16 protein-coding genes are annotated in these 19055 nt (G+C 35.4%); 10 read left to right on the top strand and 6 right to left on the bottom strand.

Annotation, left to right across the window (positions count from 1 at the left end; translation table 11 throughout):
- Positions 1–56: 56 nt before the first annotated feature.
- Positions 57–830 (bottom strand): AAA family ATPase, encoded by a 774-nt coding sequence (locus PFY10_18755; GenBank protein WBV56235.1) that lies wholly within the window; start codon positions 828–830, stop codon positions 57–59.
- Positions 831–995: 165 nt separating this feature from the next.
- Positions 996–1835 carry an energy transducer TonB gene (locus PFY10_18750; GenBank protein WBV56234.1) on the bottom strand — a complete coding sequence of 280 codons (840 nt, stop codon included), beginning with the start codon at positions 1833–1835 and terminating at the stop codon, positions 996–998.
- Between the two features lie 385 nt (positions 1836–2220).
- On the opposite strand from PFY10_18750, the gene PFY10_18745 reads away from it, so the two are divergent.
- The 3 genes from PFY10_18745 to PFY10_18735 all read left to right on the top strand — a co-directional run bounded on the left by PFY10_18745 (position 2221) and on the right by PFY10_18735 (position 6619).
- Positions 2221–3831, top strand: a complete 1611-nt coding sequence (locus PFY10_18745; protein ID WBV56233.1) for a hypothetical protein — start codon at positions 2221–2223, stop codon at positions 3829–3831.
- A gap of 67 nt (positions 3832–3898) precedes the next feature.
- Entirely contained in the window at positions 3899–5728 is a 1830-nt protein-coding gene (locus PFY10_18740; GenBank protein ID WBV56232.1) for a hypothetical protein, read from the top strand.
- Between the two features lie 66 nt (positions 5729–5794).
- Positions 5795–6619: an N-acetylmuramidase family protein gene (locus tag PFY10_18735; GenBank protein WBV56231.1), complete on the top strand. Its 825-nt coding sequence runs from the start codon at positions 5795–5797 to the stop codon at positions 6617–6619.
- A 256-nt stretch (positions 6620–6875) separates the two neighbouring features.
- On the opposite strand, the gene PFY10_18730 is transcribed toward PFY10_18735, so the two are convergent.
- Complete coding sequence (locus tag PFY10_18730) at positions 6876–8162, bottom strand: adenylosuccinate synthase (GenBank protein ID WBV56230.1); 1287 nt, start codon at positions 8160–8162, stop codon at positions 6876–6878.
- 206 nt (positions 8163–8368) lie between these two features.
- On the opposite strand from PFY10_18730, the gene PFY10_18725 reads away from it, so the two are divergent.
- Positions 8369–9304, top strand: a complete 936-nt coding sequence (locus PFY10_18725) for an alpha/beta fold hydrolase (protein WBV56229.1) — start codon at positions 8369–8371, stop codon at positions 9302–9304.
- Between the two features lie 86 nt (positions 9305–9390).
- Positions 9391–9981: a hypothetical protein gene (locus PFY10_18720; GenBank protein ID WBV56228.1), complete on the top strand. Its 591-nt coding sequence runs from the start codon at positions 9391–9393 to the stop codon at positions 9979–9981.
- 145 nt (positions 9982–10126) lie between these two features.
- Here PFY10_18720 and PFY10_18715 read toward each other — a convergent pair whose 3' ends face one another.
- Positions 10127–11716, bottom strand: a complete 1590-nt coding sequence (locus PFY10_18715; protein WBV56227.1) for an ABC-F family ATP-binding cassette domain-containing protein — start codon at positions 11714–11716, stop codon at positions 10127–10129.
- 197 nt (positions 11717–11913) lie between these two features.
- Between PFY10_18715 and PFY10_18710 the strand changes: the two genes are divergently transcribed.
- The 5 genes from PFY10_18710 to PFY10_18690 all read left to right on the top strand — a co-directional run bounded on the left by PFY10_18710 (position 11914) and on the right by PFY10_18690 (position 16707).
- Positions 11914–12468, top strand: a complete 555-nt coding sequence (locus tag PFY10_18710) for a phosphoribosyltransferase family protein (GenBank protein WBV56226.1) — start codon at positions 11914–11916, stop codon at positions 12466–12468.
- A 45-nt stretch (positions 12469–12513) separates the two neighbouring features.
- Entirely contained in the window at positions 12514–13095 is a 582-nt protein-coding gene (locus tag PFY10_18705) for an adenylate kinase (GenBank protein WBV56225.1), read from the top strand.
- Positions 13096–13173: 78 nt separating this feature from the next.
- Entirely contained in the window at positions 13174–14157 is a 984-nt protein-coding gene (gene obgE, locus PFY10_18700) for a GTPase ObgE (protein WBV56224.1), read from the top strand.
- The gene (locus PFY10_18695; GenBank protein ID WBV56223.1) at positions 14150–15184 is read left to right on the top strand and encodes a DUF6438 domain-containing protein; all 1035 of its coding nucleotides are present in this window, start codon (positions 14150–14152) and stop codon (positions 15182–15184) included. The genes obgE and PFY10_18695 overlap by 8 nt, the downstream gene beginning before the upstream one ends.
- 266 nt (positions 15185–15450) lie before the next feature.
- Positions 15451–16707 carry a DEAD/DEAH box helicase gene (locus PFY10_18690; GenBank protein ID WBV56222.1) on the top strand — a complete coding sequence of 419 codons (1257 nt, stop codon included), beginning with the start codon at positions 15451–15453 and terminating at the stop codon, positions 16705–16707.
- Between the two features lie 44 nt (positions 16708–16751).
- Here PFY10_18690 and PFY10_18685 read toward each other — a convergent pair whose 3' ends face one another.
- Both PFY10_18685 and PFY10_18680 read right to left on the bottom strand, forming a co-directional pair.
- Complete coding sequence (locus tag PFY10_18685; protein ID WBV56221.1) at positions 16752–18284, bottom strand: hypothetical protein; 1533 nt, start codon at positions 18282–18284, stop codon at positions 16752–16754.
- A gap of 6 nt (positions 18285–18290) precedes the next feature.
- Positions 18291–19055, bottom strand: coding sequence for a TatD family hydrolase (locus PFY10_18680; protein WBV56220.1), 765 nt, complete (start codon positions 19053–19055; stop codon positions 18291–18293).

Here is a 19055-nt window from a genome sequence, read left to right as displayed (position 1 = left end):
CAATTACAACCAAGATCAGCTGATCCACATTGCAATTATCTATTATTTACTCTTAATTAATTCTTTACTAAATTTTCATTTTTCAACAGAACTTCTTCTGCTAACTGAATATACTGAATTGCTCCTTTACTTTCGGCATCATAATTCAGGATGCTTTCTCCGAAACTTGGTGCTTCACTTAATCTCACATTTCTGCTGATGATGGTTTCAAAAACCATTTCCGGGAAGTGTGCATTTACTTCTTCTACCACCTGATTGGATAATCTTAACCTGCTATCATACATCGTTAGAAGTAAACCTTCAATGTCCAGATCTTTGTTATGAATCTTTTGAACATTTTTGATGGTATTCAAAAGTTTTCCTAAACCTTCCAATGCAAAATATTCACATTGGATCGGAATGATTACAGAATCAGCGGCTGTAAGCGCATTTACAGTAATCAATCCCAAACTCGGAGCACAGTCAATAATGATAAAATCATACTCATTTTTTACGCTTTCCAATGCTTTTTTCAGCATATACTCACGATCTTCCTTGTCTACCAATTCAATTTCAGCTGCTACAAGGTCTATATGAGACGGTACGATATCTAGATTTGGTGTTGCTGTCTTTTTAATACAAGTGGCAGTATCCACACTGTGTTCTAAAAGATTGTACGTAGAATACTGGACATCTTCCACACCCAATCCTGAAGTAGCATTAGCCTGAGGATCGGCATCGATGATTAATATTTTCTTTTCCAATACCCCTAATGCCGCAGCAAGATTTACAGCTGTTGTCGTTTTTCCAACTCCCCCTTTCTGATTAGCGATACCTATGATTTTTCCCATTATTAGAACTTTAAGCCTCAAAAATACACATTTTTCTTTGCTCTGAATGAATGATGAAAAGTAAAAATGAGTTAAAATATTGTTAATAAGGAAATTAACCCTAAAAAAAATTATCCACAAAAAATAGTATTTTGTGGATAACTGTCAAGATTTGTTTGATATAGATTATTCAAACTTCATAGAAATCGGAAATTTGAAATAACTTCTTACGGCTTCACCTTTTTTATTTTTTCCAGGAATCCATTTTCCTCTGATCGATTTTACTGTTCTGATTGCTTCACTATTGAAATCTGCATTTCCTCCATTGGCTTTGATACCGGAAATAGTTCCATCAATTTCAACAATAAAAGTGATCGTTGTTTTTACTACTCCGTCGCTCTCAAATCCGGAACTATCAAAGTTATTCATTACTTTATTTCTGAAGGAATCGATTCCACCTACGAAATTAGCTTCAACGCTAAGTTCTCCAGAATCCAAAACTGAATTCGCTGGTTTCTCTGCAGGAATTTCAGATTTTACCTGTGGTATAGTTCCTGTCCCAATATTCTGAGGAAGAGCCGGAATATACTTTGTATTCTCAATTTCTTTACCAGGAGAGGTCTGTGTACTTGCTAACGCATTCTCCTTGTCTATTATTTCTTTTTTCTCATTTCTAACAATTGCTTTTGGCTCTGGTAGTCTATCATCATAAGTTTTTACCTTTTCACCCCGAGGAGGTTCTGGCTTAATTTGAGCTGGTGGGTCTTTTACTGGAGGATCATTTGGAATATCCATAGGATGATAAACTGGTGCAATAGGCGCTTTTATCGGTGCCTCACTTTTAAAAGCCGATATAACTATCGGAGTAATTGAAATAGCTGCCAACAAACTTACACCTACGAACAGTGCTTTTGTTAGTATTTTGTCTGACTCATTTCTTAAAACATAAGCGCCATATTCCTTGTTACGATGCTCGAAAAGAACTTCATTGAAGCGAAATTCCTGATTAGTGTGTAGGTGTTTCATCACTTAAAAGATTTAAACGGTTAATAAAAAATCTGATTATTAGTTTTTATAGCACTTATCGATAAGTAATGTTACACCATCAAAACATTTGCCATTTTATTAACAAAACACTAATATTTTAAAAAAATTTATGACAATCGATAAAATTAACTACGCAAGCAATAGTAAAGTATTAAAAACACCATTATAGATATTAAAATTATTCAACAATATTATATTTTTAACTAATTAAATTCATTAATATTTTAAAAATAGTAAAAACCACATCTTAAAACAGGAAAAATACTGAGATATTGAACCCAGAGTCAAAATACATTTGTACCATACCAAACCGGGGATGCTGAAAACCGAAAAGAGTAAGCAAAAAAACAAAAACTTAATAATTATGCCAACTTTAACTCAAGAAGCAAAATCAAACTCATTAATGAGCATGCTTTTAAAACAAGTGTATGACACCGTAACCAATGGTGGAGACCCCGACTCTCTGGGACCTAATGATTTCATTTCATTTGACCCGGTAGGGATTACTCTATCGGAAGACACCTTTGATTACGCACTCAACGGACTATTTGGGGACGCCCCGTCACCAAAACCAATGCTGGACGCTAAAGGAGAACCTATCCTGGATGCTAACGGAAATCCGAAAATTGACATGGAGGCTTACCAGAACGCCCTGTCAAACAGTAAATTCAGAAAATATCTTCAAATGGAGCAATTTGCTGCAATGGTGGATGTCATTCCTTCTCAGCTTCCTCCACTTACCAGTTCAGGCAACGGAAGGGTAATGTCGATCATGAGCATTATGAACGATTCCCAGAAAAGAGTATCTAAAGTATATGAAGATCTTTTACAATGGTCCGTAGTCGTTGATACTCAATTCGATGAAAAAGTTGAAAAAAAGCTGAATACGTTAAGGGATAAGCTTTTCAAAATTAAGAAGGTAAAAAACACAGACTTTGATCCTAATTCACCTATAGACGACACAAACAAACCTGAGATCTTCCACACTTTCGTTTCTCCGATGTATTCTAAATATGTAGAATATCAGATGAAATATTACGATATCGTAGACGCCAATAATGAAATCAGAACTGCTGCCGATAACGGAGATGCGGAAGCAATGGCCAAATTATCGATCGATGGCAAGAACATGAAAAAAAGAGAAGATGCATCCCTTAAAGCGTGGCAATCTCTTGGATACAAAGAAGCCGTCGAGAAAATACAAAATTATTTAAGTGAAGTAGAGCAGAAAAACATGCTCGTCATCAAAAAAAGGATGGAATCTGAGTTCAGAAACAGTCAGAGAACAAGGGTTCTGGACTATACAAATTATTCACCATCCGTTCCGGTTGCCGCTAATGCATTAAAAGAGTCTAAAGGATGGCCCACAGTTACCATCGTAGAAGGTGAATCTAATTATGATTATTCAAAATCAGTTCACAACTGGGGTGCAGCCGCAGGATTTAGCATGGGCATTTTCTCTATCGGTGCAAAAGGTGGCGGAAAGCACGAAAAAACAAAGATCAATACAGATTATACGAATATGAAGGTCTCTTTCAAGCTTGGAAAAGTAAGAGTGGAAAGAGGATGGCTTAATCAGAACTTTATTGAATCCAAATACTGGAAATTACATGAGCAATCTCCTCAAACTTTAAGTGGCGATGTCATCAGCGACGGAAAAGGAAAAGGATTAATGCCTTCTATCATTACCGAGCTTATCATTGCTAAAGACGTTTGCCTTGATTTTACAAACAACAGTACTGCTTTTACAGATGTTAAAAACTCTGTCAGTGCGGGGGCTGCAGTTGGAATAGGACCGTTCGTTTTCGGCGGAAGCTATAGTTACGATAACCAGGATGTACAATCCAATGCCAAATGGAATGGAAAGAAACTGAATTCTGACGGAATCTACATTATCGGTTATAAATGCCATGTGATTCCGAAATCACCGGATCCAAATCCGGAGATCAAAAAATGGACTGACGGAAAATCATAATATCTTCTCATCAAGAATAGCCGGCAGATTTTTTCTGTCGGTTATTTAAAAAACAAAAACTAATGCCATGAAATATTTTATTGCCGTCTACCAGAAACTTAAAAACACTTATCTATCCCAAAGCTCGATGGAAAATGACCTTCCCATGATATGTCCTTCCCTCAGGGTATATGAAAATGAAGAACTTGAGCTTTTAAAGCCACAAAACCAGCTCAACGATGATCAGAAAAAAGCCCTTTCTATTATTAAAAAGCAGAATATGGCCTACGAACTTAATTCAGTTCCTATATCTTCTCAGTTCTGGGACCTGAATCCTAACAATTCCCTGTTTGACATTTATCGTGATATTCTAGATAAAAACAATTTAAAAAATCTTGAAGAAAGCCTTGATAAGACATTGGCAATTGAAAGTTCCATCCTTTTCGATGCTAAAAAGAATGACACTAAAGAATTTAAAGCTTACAAAAAATACAGACTGGCTCATGAGCAGGTAATTGATAAGATCACAGCTCATCTCGAGCTTTTTGACGGTCTGGACAGCGATGAGGAAAGAAACAATTGGAATGATCAGCTTACTCATTTAAACGGAACAAAAGAGATCGCCTTTTCAGATTGGAAAATAAAAGGAAATAAAGATAACATCGATAAAGAATTGACAAGAATCAACAAAGCTTCTGATGCAGATGTCTATCTCGCAATGGCCCAAAATGCTAAAAACACCTTTGAAGCTGCTGAGAAAACCGACGTAATCACTAATGCCTCTATTCATGATATTAATTTTATCCCGTATGATTTCATGGAAAATGAATCAGGATGGAACAATATAAGAATTGAAAAAAAGGAACTCGAAACCTTATATACGGAAGCAAAAAGCTCCCACGAAAACCTCCCCTCAGAAATTCTTTCGATTGACTATGACGAGGGCGTTATTCAGGCGGTCGAACTGGATTATTCTTTTGTGCATTTAAAAAGAAACTGGTTCAGCAAAAACTTTATGCTTTCGCAACTATTTGAATGGAATGAGCCAAAAAAAATATCGGACGGACAAACAATTTCCAGTGATTTTAAACTACCCGCTTTTCCCAAGACCATGATTTTAATAAAGAATCTGAAAATAATTTTAGATCCTTCAATTACAAATGATGCAATCAACAACCCGGATCAACTTATTTATTTTGGTCCTCTGATCATGAAGCAGCAGCTTTTTGTCAATAAAAACAATAATCAAAAGTTCTTAAAGGCCATTACAAATGTAAAAACCATTAAATCCGACCAGCTCAGCAACTTAACCAGAAAAACAGCCCTTTATGAAAACTCAAAGATTACTGCCACAGAATTCATAACAAAACCTGAATCTGAACCTGTTGCGGAAACAGCCAAAGTACATCCGATCCCTGCATTCAACAGGATTAATATGAATGTTCTCAATAGTGTAAGGAATGTAAGATCGGTTACTCCCGTTTCAACACCACAACCCGTAACTCCGGCTCCACCAGTAAAACCTGTAATCCCCATTAGAAATACAGGAATCTTTGTCCCCATAAAATACCCTATTCAGGTTCCATCATCAGGAGCAAATATACAATTCAGGGTCCTGGATAAAATCAATAACGATCCTGTTTATAAATGTTCAATCTCCATTAAAGGAACCAACAACAGCAGGATTTATGAAATAGAAACAAACGAAGCAGGAATTGTCAATCAGGTTATCGCATTAGGCGAATACAGTATTGAGCTGAGAATAGATGATTACTCAGTTTTGAACCAAAACTTCAGTGTAACAAGTACAACTCCTATTAATTTACAATACAAACTTCAGAGAGAGGAAGTTAAATTCAAGTCATTTTTTCTTATCGGAATGATTTGTGAGAAGATGCCAAAGATTCCCGTTAGCTAACTTTCGTGAATATATGGACGAACCCTACTCAAAAATAGTTTAATCTTTTAATAAACAAAAAGCACCATGAAACTCTTAAAATACAATACGAAAGCGCCTGAAGTTCTCACATTATGTGAACTTCTTTATAAGCTGGGATATCCAATTAAAATTTCAGATTCTTTCAGCCTGGAAGTAGATGCGGCAGTTAAAGATTTCCAAAGCAAAAATGCTTTAGTAATAGACGGAATTGTCGGAATAAAAACATGGGCAGTATTACTGCAGAAAAATTCTAATCCGATTATCTCAACGGATAAATTCCTTAAAGAAAGTGACCTTATCTCGTTTGCTGACCAGTACGATCTTGAATTAGCAGCTGTAAAAGCCGTTAATGAAATTGAAAGCAGTGGAAAAGGTTTTTTAATCAACAATAAACCTAAAATTCTTTTTGAAGGGCATATTTTCTGGAATGAACTCGAAAAGCGAGGAATTAATCCAAACTCTTATTACAACGACTCAAGTAAAGACATTCTTTATCCTAAATGGACCAGAACCTATTACCTGGGTGGGGTGAGAGAATATGACCGATTAAATGAGGCTATAAGTTTAGGGACTGATGTTAAATTTAAAGACGCCGCATTATCTTCAGCATCCTGGGGAAGCTTTCAGATCATGGGATTCCATGCTAAAAATTTAGGTTATACCGATGTTAATGATTTTGTGTCCAAAATGGAGATCAATGAAGGAGAACACCTGAAAGCTTTTGGAAAGTTTTTAGAAAAGAATGGACTTTTGGTTCATTTGAGAAATAAAAACTGGGGCAATTTTGCAAAAGGCTATAATGGTACGGGTTATAAGCAAAATAAATACGATGAAAAGCTTGCTAAGGCTTATACAAAATATTTGAATTAGAGGGTTAAAAGCAGTGCACTGATTTCAAAAGTTCCCTTTGTTCTGCAATTAAGACTCTCACAGAAAAAAAATTGGATTAATCGATGAAATCTGTGGGAGTTTTTTTAATATATAGCCCAATTTACATTAATACATGGATTGACTAACTATTTTTACCACAAATAATCCTCACAGCGAGAAGAATAAACCTTATGGATCAAAAAAAGAGACCATCACATCTGACAGTCTCTTTTTTTATAAATGATATTCTATAATATTAGAATAATTCTTTTCTGATAATGTTCTGACTTCTTTCCGGTCCAACAGAAACCAAGTACACATTGATTCCTAAATACTGCTCGATAAATTCGATATATTTCTGAGCATTATCAGGAAGTTCATCATAGCTTCTTACCTTCGTAAGATCTTCACTCCATCCTGGTAAATCCTGGTAGATAGGCTCATAATTGTATAACTTTTCTGTAGAAGAAGTGAAGTAATCGATTACTTTACCATCTTCTGTTTTATACTGAGTTACAATTTTTAGGTTTTCAATTCCTGTAAGAACGTCAAGTTTAGTAATTACAAGGTTATTGATACCATTGATCATACAAGCATGTTTCAACGAAACAAGATCCAACCATCCGGTTCTTCTTGGTCTTCCGGTAGTCGCTCCGAATTCACCACCGATCTGTCTGATTTTTTCTCCTAATTCGTTATCCAATTCAGATGGGAAAGGTCCGTTTCCAACCCTTGTGCAGTATGCTTTGGCAACTCCAATAAGGTTCTGAAGTGAAGTTGGCGGAACACCAGCTCCCGTACAAACTCCTCCTGTAGATGGAGAAGATGAAGTAACGTATGGATACGTTCCGAAATCAATATCCAACATCAATGCCTGAGCCCCTTCAAAAAGAACGTTTTTACCATCTCTGATCGCCTCATTCAATTCAACTTCTGTATCTACAATTCTGTCCTGAAGCTGTTTTCCTATCTCTAAAAATTCGTTGTAAATTTCTTCTACGTCTAAAGTCGGTTTTCCGTAGTATTTTTCAAAAAGAGAATTTTTAATTTTAAGGTTTTTCTCTATTTTCTCTCTTAAAATCTCAGGATTCAGAAGATCAATCATTCTGATTCCAACTCTTGCAATTTTATCTTCGTAACAAGGGCCGATTCCTTTTTTAGTGGTCCCGATCTGAGTTCCTCCATGCTCTTCTTCACGGTAAGTATCCAAAAGAATGTGGTAAGGCATGATCACATGCGCTCTTCTGCTGATAAAGATGTGGTCGGTTCTTAAACCTTTGCTCTCAATCTGGCTAACTTCTTTGATGAAAGATTTAGGATTCACCACTACTCCATTGGCAATGATGCATTTTCCTTTGCACTGCAAAACTCCTGAAGGAAGAAGGTGTAAAACAAATTTTTCATCACCCACATAAACCGTATGACCTGCATTGTCTCCACCCTGGAAACGTACTACATAATCCGATTTAGCGGATAAAACATCCGTGATTTTCCCTTTACCTTCATCTCCGTACTGAAGACCTACAACTACGTAAGTTGACATATTTTACTATTGTTTTTAGATTCATGCAAAATTACTCTGAAAAAATAGGGTGGGCAAATTATGTGGAAAATTTATTTTCATTCTAGTTTAAAATCATAGAATTACAGGCATTTTTTACGACATCATTGATCTATCATCAAACCAAAAATCTTTTATTTATGTGTATATTTGAGTAGCGTTTGAGAATAATAAAGATAGTTTATGATATGAGAACATTACATCAAACAGGATACTTGTCTAAAAATACCAGCGATCAGCCTAAACTTTTTTACAATGTATTTACCCCTGAGACGAATGAGATAAAGGCAAGTCTTTTAATTATCCATGGAATGCAGGAACATAGCGGAAGGTATAAAGAAATAGCAGAATATTTTGCCGGTCACGGATTAGCCGTAATCACTTACGATCATCTGGGACATGGAAAATCAGTGAAAGAAAAAAAAGATATCGGATTTTTTCAATTGAACCGACCGGATAAAAAATTGATCGATGATGCGGAAATGATGAGTGATCACTTGAGCGATCAATATCCTGATGTCCCCCATTTTGTCCTCGGTCATTCGATGGGTTCTTTTGTTACACGGTGTCTTCTTCAAAGAATTAGCAACCGGCTTACAGGAGCTGTCATCGTTGGCACCGGAGGTACTTTAGCGGGTATCTGTCTTTTGAATACCTATTTTTCAATCGCCAATAAAATAGCACCCAAACAAAAAACATTTTTCAATTCACTTTTTAATTTTGTAAACAACAACCATTTCAGAAAAGATAAAAATTTTGGCGACACAAGCTGGCTAAGCCTCAATGAAGCCAATAGAGATGCTTTTACTCAGGATGAACTTTCTGGAATTCCTTTTACCAACAATGCATTTTATGCATTATTCAAACTGTATAAAAAAGCAACTAAAAGAAACTGGGCAAATCCCATTTCCAAATCCTTCCCTTTTTTATTTGTTAGTGGAAAAAACGATCCTATCGGGAATTTTGGAAAAGGAGTTATGCAAACAGTAAATAATTTAAAACAGGATGGATTCATTAAGGTGGATTACAGTATCTACCCTGAAATGAGGCATGAAATTATGAATGAGGAAATCCGGGAAGAGGTTCTGGATCACATTTACAAGTGGATTGAGAAACTTTTGTAACAAATATCCTTATAACTCTTTCATTTTAGGCATTTTGATTATTGTATATTTGATCATCAATACCAACACAAAAATTAAAAGCAAACATGTCTAAAAAATCACTCCTTCTTATTATCCTGTTTCTATTCCCTTCCCTTTCTTTAGACGCACAAAATAAAATTAATGAGTATCTGAGTATTCCCGGACCTATTAAAATTGATAATACATTCTATAATCTAATCTGGAGCTCTCATCCTAATGAGAATTACTACAAACAAGAATACCTAAGCCCAACCGAGAAAATCGAAAAATACGGCACATTAGTTATGATCGATTATATTCAGGGAACTCTTAAAATTGAAGATGCAATTAATCGAAAAGTAACTGAACTTGAGAACCTGAAAAAATCCAATCCGGTCGTCAATTATAAAATCTATGAAAACGGCGAAGAATATATCTTAGATTTTTTCATTACTGAGAATTCGAAAGATGGGAAAGAAATACTCATCGCAGAAAGAAATGTTTACCGTTATAAACTTATTTCAAACAATAAAAGTAAAGGAGTCCTACTTTTCGGCGTTAGTGAAAGGGGATATAAAGAAAATATAGAAAGTTTCTTCAATAATTTGAAAAATAACTCTTCCAAATTAATAGAAGTAGTTGGAAATTATCAATTACCGAACATTGAAATAAAATAGGTGCTAAATAATCATTCCGAAGGATTCCAAAGCCATTATTCACATTTAACAGTTAGATTCCTTCGGAATGATTATTCCAAAATATTATCGACCCTAAAATCCCCGCAACTCAAAAAGTATCATTCTTAAAATACTTATCGCTGCATTAATCCAGCACAATTTCACTTTCTATACCAATCTCATCCAGGAAGATTTCATCATGAGAAATCACTAATAACGTCCCCTTATAATCTTTAATGGAATTGGTAAGAATCTCTACATTTTGCAAATCCAGATTATTTGTGGGCTCATCGAGAACAATGATATCGGGAGCCTTATTACTGATGGAAAGCCCACACAATAAAAGCCTAAGGCGCTCTCCTCCACTTAACATTTCTCCTTTTTTATCCCATGTTTCTTTTCCAAATAAAAATCTGGACAATATGGTTTTTACTTCGGACTCCTGTAACGCATTATCATTAAACCTTTGGGCAAATTCATAAATGGTTGCCTCCTGAGCAATTAACGAATATTCCTGATCAATATAAATACTATTAAAATCAGTTCTTGAAATAGTTCCAATGGAAGCATCCAAATCACCAATTAAAAGTTTAATTAAAGTCGTTTTTCCGGAGCCGTTCGGTCCTTTCACACAAATACGATCCCCACTTCTGATTTCGAGATCCAGATTTTTAGCCCATAAGAGTTTTTCATGATATCTGAAATTAATATCATCCGCTGTCATAAGAATTTTCCCTGTGTGAAGATCAGAATCGTTGAAATTTACTTTCATTTGTTCTGTATTTTTCACAGATGAACGCAATCCCCTAAGTCCTGCGGAAAGATCACTAATCTTTTCGGCATGAATATTCTTGAGTTTGGAGGTATTCTTTTCAGCATTATTCCGGAGGGTATTCATCATAATTCTTGCAACTCCTGATTTTTCCTGCTTTTTCTTTCCCCGGGCATCTAATTTTTGTTTTCTTTCCAAGGTCTCCCTTTCTTTTTCCTTTGCCTTTTTCAAAGCCCGCTCCTTGGCATGAATATCATGATGCAATGCCTCCTCCTCTACTTCCTTTTGTTCAACATAAAAATCAAAATTTCCACCATACGTTGAAATGCCCTGATTGCTCAATTCGTAAATTATATCAACCAGATTTAATAAAGTTCTGTCGTGACTCACAATAACTATTGTAGCACTTGTTTTCGCGATATAGTCATATAACAGACTCCGTCCTTCAAGATCGAGGTGGTTAGTGGGTTCATCCAGCAATATGATATCCGGCTGATGAATCTGTAAACATGCAAGAAAGACTTTTGTCTTCTGTCCTCCGCTCAGGCCCTCTAGTTTTTGATTTAAATCCAGGTTCTCAAGCTGCCAGTATTGTAAAGCCATTTGGCAACGATCTTCAATATCCCAATCATCGTTGAGAATATCAAAATAAATGTCGTCTACTTCGCCACTGCTAATCTTCTGTAAAGCATTTAGTTTTTGGTCAATTTTCAGGCTTTCTGCAATGGTAAGATGATTAAAGTTTCCAAACATTTGCGGAACGTAATATAAATTTCCTTCAATATGTAAGTTCCCTTCCAAAGGTTGGATTTCATTTGCTATAATTTTAAGCAGGGTAGATTTTCCCATGCCATTACTTCCGACCAAAGCCGTTTTTGAAGATGTTGGGATCGTTACATTGATATGATTAAAAAGCAGGTCTCTGTTGGGAAACCTATAGGATATATTTTGTAGAAAAATCATGATTTCTTTCTAATTAAAGTTAAACATCAATAATCCAAGGGGATTATCATCTGATCAAATCTGAAAGAAATTATATCCTACATGAGCGTATTTTTAGGTTTTGTGTATGCAAATATAATGCAAATAATAGATTAAACATAAAAACATTTTAATCAAAAATCAAAAATCCGTAACTTTGCCAACTACTAAATTTTTTTATGGAAAGCATTAAAGTTCACGACAAAACTTTTGTTCCTTATCTAAAGGACGCGGAAATTCAGGAAATAGTAAAAGCGACAGCGCTGAAAATTTATGAGGATTACAAAGATGAAGTTCCTGTCTTCATAGGAGTTTTGAACGGAGTTATCATGTTCTTCTCAGATCTTTTAAAGCATTATCCGGGAAACTGTGAGATTGCTTTTATCCAGATGAGTTCTTATGTAGGAACGGAATCTACGGGAATTGTTTACCAGAAGATGGAGCTGACGAAAGATGTTAAGGACCGTCATATTATTCTGGTTGAAGATATCGTAGATACAGGAAATACTGTTGAAAGCCTTTTCAAATATTTCAAAGAAACACAACGACCAAAATCTGTAAAACTGGCTTCTTTCTTACTAAAACCTGAGGTTTACAAGAAGGATTTTAAACTGGATTATATTGGAAAGGAAATTCCAAATAAATTTGTTCTGGGTTACGGATTAGATTACGATGAATTGGGAAGAAATCTTTCGGATTTATATCAGTTAGAAGAAGGTAAAATCAACCATTAATTTCAAAACCTGAAATTTAAACTTAAAATATCTAATTAAATAAAAATGATAAACATTGTTCTGTTCGGGCCTCCAGGAAGTGGAAAAGGAACACAAGCTCAGAATCTCATCGAAAAATTTAACTTAAAGCAAATCTCTACAGGTGATCTATTCAGATTCAATATGAAGAACGACACGGAGCTTGGGAAATTAGCTAAATCTTACATCGATAAGGGAGAATTGGTTCCGGACCAGGTGACAATCGACATGTTGGTGGACGAATTGAGAAAACCAACCGATGCGGCAGGGTTTATTTTCGATGGATATCCAAGAACAGCTGTACAGACAGCGGCTTTGGAAAAAATCGTTAAAGAGGAACTGAATGACGAGATTGATGTTTGTCTTTCATTAATCGTTGAAGATAAAATTTTGGTTGAAAGATTGCTGAAAAGAGGAGAAACCAGTGGAAGATCTGATGACAGCAACGAAGAAATCATCCAGAACAGGATTAAAGAATATTATGCGAAAACAGCTGAAGTAGCTGAATTATATAAGCAACAAGGAAAATATGTAGAGGTAAACGGAGTTGGTGAGATCAATGAGATTTCTGAGAAATTGTTTGCTGAAGTAGAAAAAATTCAAAAATAAATTTTTGATTCAAGGTTCAAAGTTAAATATTCAAGGTTTAAACTTTGGACCTTACACATTAAACCTTGAATTAAAATTATGTCAAATTTTGTAGATTACGTAAAGATTCATTGTAAAAGCGGTCATGGAGGTGCAGGTTCTGCGCATCTTCGCCGTGAAAAATACATTCCCAAAGGTGGCCCTGATGGTGGAGACGGAGGTCGTGGAGGCCACGTTATTATGAAGGGGAATGCTCAGGAATGGACTTTACTTCCACTTCGTTATACCCGTCACGTGAAAGCGGAGCGTGGAGAAAACGGAGGAAAAAATCAGTTAACAGGAGCTTATGGTGCCGATGTTTATATAGAGGTACCTATCGGAACCATTGCCAAAAATGAAGAGGGTGAAATCATCGGGGAAATTTTAGAAGATGGTCAGGAAATCATCCTGATGGAAGGAGGAAAAGGAGGACTTGGTAACGAGCACTTTAAATCTTCAACGAACCAGACCCCACGTTACGCACAGCCGGGAATGGAGGGACAGGAAGGTTATGTGGTTTTTGAGCTTAAAATTTTAGCTGACGTAGGGCTTGTAGGTTTCCCGAATGCCGGAAAATCCACATTGTTGGCTTCCGTATCCGCGGCAAAACCTAAAATTGCCAATTACGCATTTACAACATTGACGCCTAACCTGGGAATCGTAGACTACAGAAATTACAAATCATTTGTAATGGCTGATATCCCGGGGATTATAGAAGGAGCCGCTGAAGGAAAAGGCCTTGGCCATAGATTCCTAAGACATATTGAGAGAAATTCAATTTTGTTATTCCTTATTCCGGCAGATTCCGAAGCTCATTTCCAGGAGTTTAAAATTCTTGAAAATGAGCTTAAAGAATACAATCCGGAATTATTGGATAAAGACTTTATTATTTCCATTTCAAAAGCAGACCTTCTGGACGATGAACTGAAAAAAGAAATTTCAGCAGAATTTCCTGAAAACAGGCAGCCGCTGTTCTTCTCGGGTGTAACCGGTGAAGGACTTACGGAACTTAAGGATGTTATCTGGAAAAAACTACATGGATAGAACACTGTTCTTCATATTAGTTTTATTTTACCAATCCTGTTTTTCACAAAGCAGTAAGACTTTATCAAAAATTGACAGCCTCAAAACAGACATTGAGGCTGTCAATTTTATACGGTCATGTTCACAATCAAAAGATGATTTTTTATCTGAGTTTAGGTTAAAAACGATCAGGAGCTTTGAAGATGATAATTTGTCACCCCTTATAAAAAGGACTGCTGATAGTCTGGGTGTTGACAAAAGTTTTTATAAAGGAGACTTTGATCATAATGGAAAAACGGATTTATTATTTATCGGGGATGACAACAGCTGTCAATCATCCAGAGGCAGTTGTAGTGCAGTTGTAAAGGTTATTTTCGATATAGACAATAAGTATATGACCAGGAGTTTACTTCTGAATCATTTTGATTTTGTAATCCCGAAATTGTCTACTATAAATGGCAAAGATTATATCTCTGTTTTCTACGATGAAGTTACCGAAGATTTTAATTCTGAGAAATACAATTTTTACCACAAAATCGTCAATAAGATTCTGACTTATAAATTTGATAATTTCATAGAGTATAATCCGGAACCTCAAAAGTATACTATTGAAAAAATATTTTTTGAAACAGAACCCTGTTTTGGAACCTGTCCGGTGTTTACGCTTGAATTGAGTAAAAACGGCACCTCTCAATTTATTGCCAAGACTTACAATTTCATCAACCGTAATGATTCCTTTGAAAAAATAGAAAGGAAATCCCGTAAAACTTTTGAAAAAGGTGAAGGAAAATTTACAACCCAAATAAAAGCATCGGATTTTCAAAAAATTGAAACAATTCTTGGCTATATTAATTTTCCGGAGCTTAAAGATGATTATTCCGTAAGTTGGACCGATGATCAGTTGTCAACTTTAACAATTACCTATGACAACGGGAAGATCAAAAAGATTAAAGATTATGGTTTAGTTGGAAGTTATGGATTAACAACTCTTTATAAAACCCTGTTCGACCTAAGATTCAATCAGGAATGGAAGAAGATAAAACATTAAGTCCCATGATCATCTGATACTCGTTGATCCTATTTCTGTGCATTTCACAGATTAAAAATATCGATAACAGACCTTAATTGCGCAGGTATGGAAGTAAAATAATAAACTTCAAATATTTTAACTACCTTTGTAGCATATTTCGCGGCATTCTCAGCCCTTTCGGTAATTAATTTTACTTAAAAATTCTGTTAATCAATTTTAGCAGATTCGCTAAAAATGATGAAGTATACTACTTCGACCGCATTATTTTTAATACGCAATATATTTTGTTATTTACAGATTTAAAAATCATCAAGCCCATTTTAGATGCGCTTCAACAGGAAGGTTATGAAAAACCAACTCCTATACAGCAAAAGGCTATTCCCTCTATTTTAGAGAAAAAAGATCTACTGGGAACGGCGCAGACCGGAACCGGTAAAACTGCAGCTTTTGCTATTCCCATTCTCCAGAACCTTTCGGAACGTCCAAAGACTAATCAGATCAAAGCTTTGGTTTTAACGCCTACAAGGGAACTGGCTATTCAGATTGAAGAAAGCTTTAATGCTTACGGAAGAAATCTTCCATTAAGAAAATTAGTTATTTTCGGAGGTGTAAAACAGGGCTCACAAGAAGCAGCTTTAAGAAAAGGAGTAGACATTCTTGTAGCAACACCGGGGAGACTCCTTGACTTCATTGCACAAGGAATTATCAGTCTTAAAAACCTGGAGATATTTGTTCTGGATGAAGCTGACAGAATGCTGGATATGGGATTTGTACATGACGTTAAAAGAATTATTAAGCTTTTACCTCAGAGAAGGCAAACTTTATTTTTCTCTGCAACTATGCCTCCTGAAATACAAAAGCTTGCCAATTCCATCCTTAGCAATCCGGTACAGGTAGAAGTAACGCCTGTTTCTTCGACAGCTGAAACCATTAAACAATCTGTCTATTTTGTTCAGAAAGAAGATAAATTGGGATTACTTACACATATTCTTAAAAATCATATCTCTGAATCTGTTTTGGTTTTTTCAAGAACCAAGCACGGAGCTGATAAGATTGCAAGAACATTACAAAAAAATGGCATTTCAACGGAAGCGATTCATGGGAATAAATCTCAAAATGCACGTCAAAATGCGCTAAACAACTTCAAATCCGGAAAGACCAGAGTATTGGTTGCTACAGATATTGCAGCAAGAGGAATTGATATTGATGAGCTGAAATATGTAATTAATTACGAGCTTTCTGATGTTTCCGAAACCTATGTTCACAGAATCGGAAGAACAGGAAGAGCGGGTTCGGAAGGGACTTCTTTATCTTTTGTAGATGGTCTGGACTTACTGAACCTTAGAAATACGGAAAAACTTATCGGACTTAAAATTCCGGTGGTTAAAGACCACCCGTTCCACACCGAAAATCTGGTTGCACAAAAAAGGGATTCAAATAATAAACCTATGAATCCGGGACAGGGAAAACCTAAACCTACTCAGAAGAAAGACATTGGTTTCAAAAAGCCAAAAAATAAAAGTTTCTTTAGGAAAAAATAAAAAAAAAGCTTTCAGGGTTATTCCTGAAAGCTTTTTTATTCTCGTTATTTTTCTTTTAGCTTATAAATCGTCACCGAGTCATACTGCGCCTGCCAGGTCTTTGCAGGATTTAAATACGTTTTCACTTTAATTAACTCATTTTCATCAAGACTGTCTATGACCTTCTTACTTAAAGTATTCCTAAAGTAAAACATATTACGATTATTTTTCTTTTTAACATCCATGCCCATAAAAGTGATTGAATCCCTTCCTTTTTCCAGTTGACTTGGAAAGAGCATATAGTTAATTTTATTTTTTTTGAGATAATCTTTAAAACGGAGCGTATTTATTTCATTAAAAAAAGTAGAGTTGGCTACCAAAGCATCTGCCGGTATAAAATTAAAATCTGAGTAGAAAGCAAATTTACCCGGAAAATCATAAACATATATTCGAGACTTTCGGGGAACTACTTTAACCAGATCTTCTGCCAAATTCTTTACCAGATCCTTTGTTTTCTTTTCAAATTTTGACTTGTCATCAAAAACGTTATGAAATATGCTTAGGTTGGTCTTGAGCTTCAAAATCCCGATTGTACATAAGAAAAATGTTGAACCCAAAGAATAAATTATAAACTTGGATCTCGCAGGTACTATTCTCAATTGAAATTTTTCAACAATATCATTGATAAAAAAGCCACAAAAAATAAATTGTGATACAAAATACCACTGTCCTGTATATGACTGGAAAAATACATTATACAATAAATGAATAAAGCTTCCGCTAATAAATAAAATTTTGACAGAGCGGTAGTGTATATTTTTAGTAAAAATCAAAAATATCAAATATGCGGAACCCACAAATAAGAATAAATCAGGGAGTAAACCAAAAGGATCATCCAGATTAGCTTTAGGAAAGGAACTTTTTATTCTGCCACTGACAGGAACCATATCTCCGAACAAATACTGATTGGAAAATAAATAAGGTCCCGCCAAAAGTAAAAATCCTAAAATTACTTTAGAAATGCTTTGAAAATTCCAGTCCCGGTGTTTCCAATAAAGAAAGCCTAAAGGAATAATGATAAAAATATGATCCAGCCTTGCCAGAAAAACGAGGCTACAAATGAATCCGAACAGAAAATCGTTGGTGTATCTTTTACAAAGAAAATAAAGCAGCCAGGCAATGGTGAAAAAGGTAAGATGCGCTTCCGTTAAATATAATGATCCAAGGCTGAAAAAAATTAAGCAATACAATGCTAAGCTCAATACTTTTCCACTTACTGAATCTTTGAATAAGGTTTTTTCAAAAAATCTGTATCCCGCAATGATAAAGATAACCTGAAAAAACCATAGAATGTATACTGAGAAACTTTTACCCAAAAAATTGATCGCTTCAGCAATAACACAGAATACCATCCATAAAGGATGGAAGCCATTGGTAAGGTATAAATCATTAAACCCCATAAAGCCATTTCTGACTATATTATAGGCTATCTGTGGATAAAAATAACCATCATCAACCGGAAATTTCGCCGGATTCCATAGAAAAAACACAGCAGAAAGGAAAAGAAGATAATGGATATTTTCTTTTAAAAGCTTCATATAGGCCTAGTAATTGTAAATGTGTTTTGCATTCTGGCTTGTGATTCTGTCAATTTCAGAAAAATCTTTATTGTAGATATTCACCAGCTTTCCTACCACCAGATCAAGATAAGAACTTTCATTTCTTTTACCCCTGTGAGGAACCGGAGCCAGGTAAGGAGAGTCTGTTTCCAGAACAATCTTTTCTAATGGGATTTCTTGCAGGAACTGATCTATTTTCCCGTTTTTAAAGGTCACTACTCCACCAATTCCTAATAAAAAATTAAGATCAATAGCATGTTTTGCTTGTTCAAGGTTACCGGAAAAACAATGAAATATTCCTCTCAATTTCGGATTCTTTTTTCTTTCCAAGACTTCAAAAGTTTCATCAAAACTTTCCCTTGTATGGATTACAATAGGCAGATCCATCTCAATAGCCCAGTCGATTTGTTGTTCAAAAGCCTTTACCTGGATATCTAGAGTTGATTGATCCCAATAGAGATCAATTCCTATTTCCCCGATGGCAGGAAATGCTCTTTTATCAAGATATTCTTTAACAATTGCCAGTTCTTTTTCCCAGGATTCGGGTTTTACGTAGCAAGGGTGCAATCCCATCATTGAAAAAACCTGTCCAGGATATTCAGCTTCCAATTGAAGCATTTTTTCATGAGACTCAGAGTCAATAGCAGGAAGATAAAATTCCGTAATTCCTTTGTCTAAAGCCCTTTGAATAGCCTCTTTTCTATCTTCATCAAATTCTTCAGCGTATAAATGTGTATGGGTGTCAATCAT

Source organism: Chryseobacterium daecheongense (assembly GCA_027920525.1).
GTDB lineage: Bacteria > Bacteroidota > Bacteroidia > Flavobacteriales > Weeksellaceae > Chryseobacterium > Chryseobacterium proteolyticum.
This window is presented reverse-complemented; position numbering and strand designations above follow the sequence as displayed.

Excerpts from the sequence above, each read along its gene's own strand:
- PFY10_18755 (WBV56235.1), bottom strand. The coding sequence starts at position 830 with ATGGGAAAAATCATAGGTATCGCTAATCAGAAAGGGGGAGTTGGAAAA.
- PFY10_18750 (WBV56234.1), bottom strand. The coding sequence starts at position 1,835 with ATGAAACACCTACACACTAATCAGGAATTTCGCTTCAATGAAGTTCTT.
- PFY10_18745 (WBV56233.1), top strand. The coding sequence starts at position 2,221 with ATGCCAACTTTAACTCAAGAAGCAAAATCAAACTCATTAATGAGCATG.
- PFY10_18740 (WBV56232.1), top strand. The coding sequence starts at position 3,899 with ATGAAATATTTTATTGCCGTCTACCAGAAACTTAAAAACACTTATCTA.
- PFY10_18735 (WBV56231.1), top strand. The coding sequence starts at position 5,795 with ATGAAACTCTTAAAATACAATACGAAAGCGCCTGAAGTTCTCACATTA.
- PFY10_18730 (WBV56230.1), bottom strand. The coding sequence starts at position 8,162 with ATGTCAACTTACGTAGTTGTAGGTCTTCAGTACGGAGATGAAGGTAAA.
- PFY10_18725 (WBV56229.1), top strand. The coding sequence starts at position 8,369 with ATGAGAACATTACATCAAACAGGATACTTGTCTAAAAATACCAGCGAT.
- PFY10_18720 (WBV56228.1), top strand. The coding sequence starts at position 9,391 with ATGTCTAAAAAATCACTCCTTCTTATTATCCTGTTTCTATTCCCTTCC.
- PFY10_18715 (WBV56227.1), bottom strand. The coding sequence starts at position 11,716 with ATGATTTTTCTACAAAATATATCCTATAGGTTTCCCAACAGAGACCTG.
- PFY10_18710 (WBV56226.1), top strand. The coding sequence starts at position 11,914 with ATGGAAAGCATTAAAGTTCACGACAAAACTTTTGTTCCTTATCTAAAG.
- PFY10_18705 (WBV56225.1), top strand. The coding sequence starts at position 12,514 with ATGATAAACATTGTTCTGTTCGGGCCTCCAGGAAGTGGAAAAGGAACA.
- obgE (WBV56224.1), top strand. The coding sequence starts at position 13,174 with ATGTCAAATTTTGTAGATTACGTAAAGATTCATTGTAAAAGCGGTCAT.
- PFY10_18695 (WBV56223.1), top strand. The coding sequence starts at position 14,150 with ATGGATAGAACACTGTTCTTCATATTAGTTTTATTTTACCAATCCTGT.
- PFY10_18685 (WBV56221.1), bottom strand. The coding sequence starts at position 18,284 with ATGAAGCTTTTAAAAGAAAATATCCATTATCTTCTTTTCCTTTCTGCT.
- PFY10_18680 (WBV56220.1), bottom strand. The coding sequence starts at position 19,055 with ATGATTGACACCCATACACATTTATACGCTGAAGAATTTGATGAAGAT.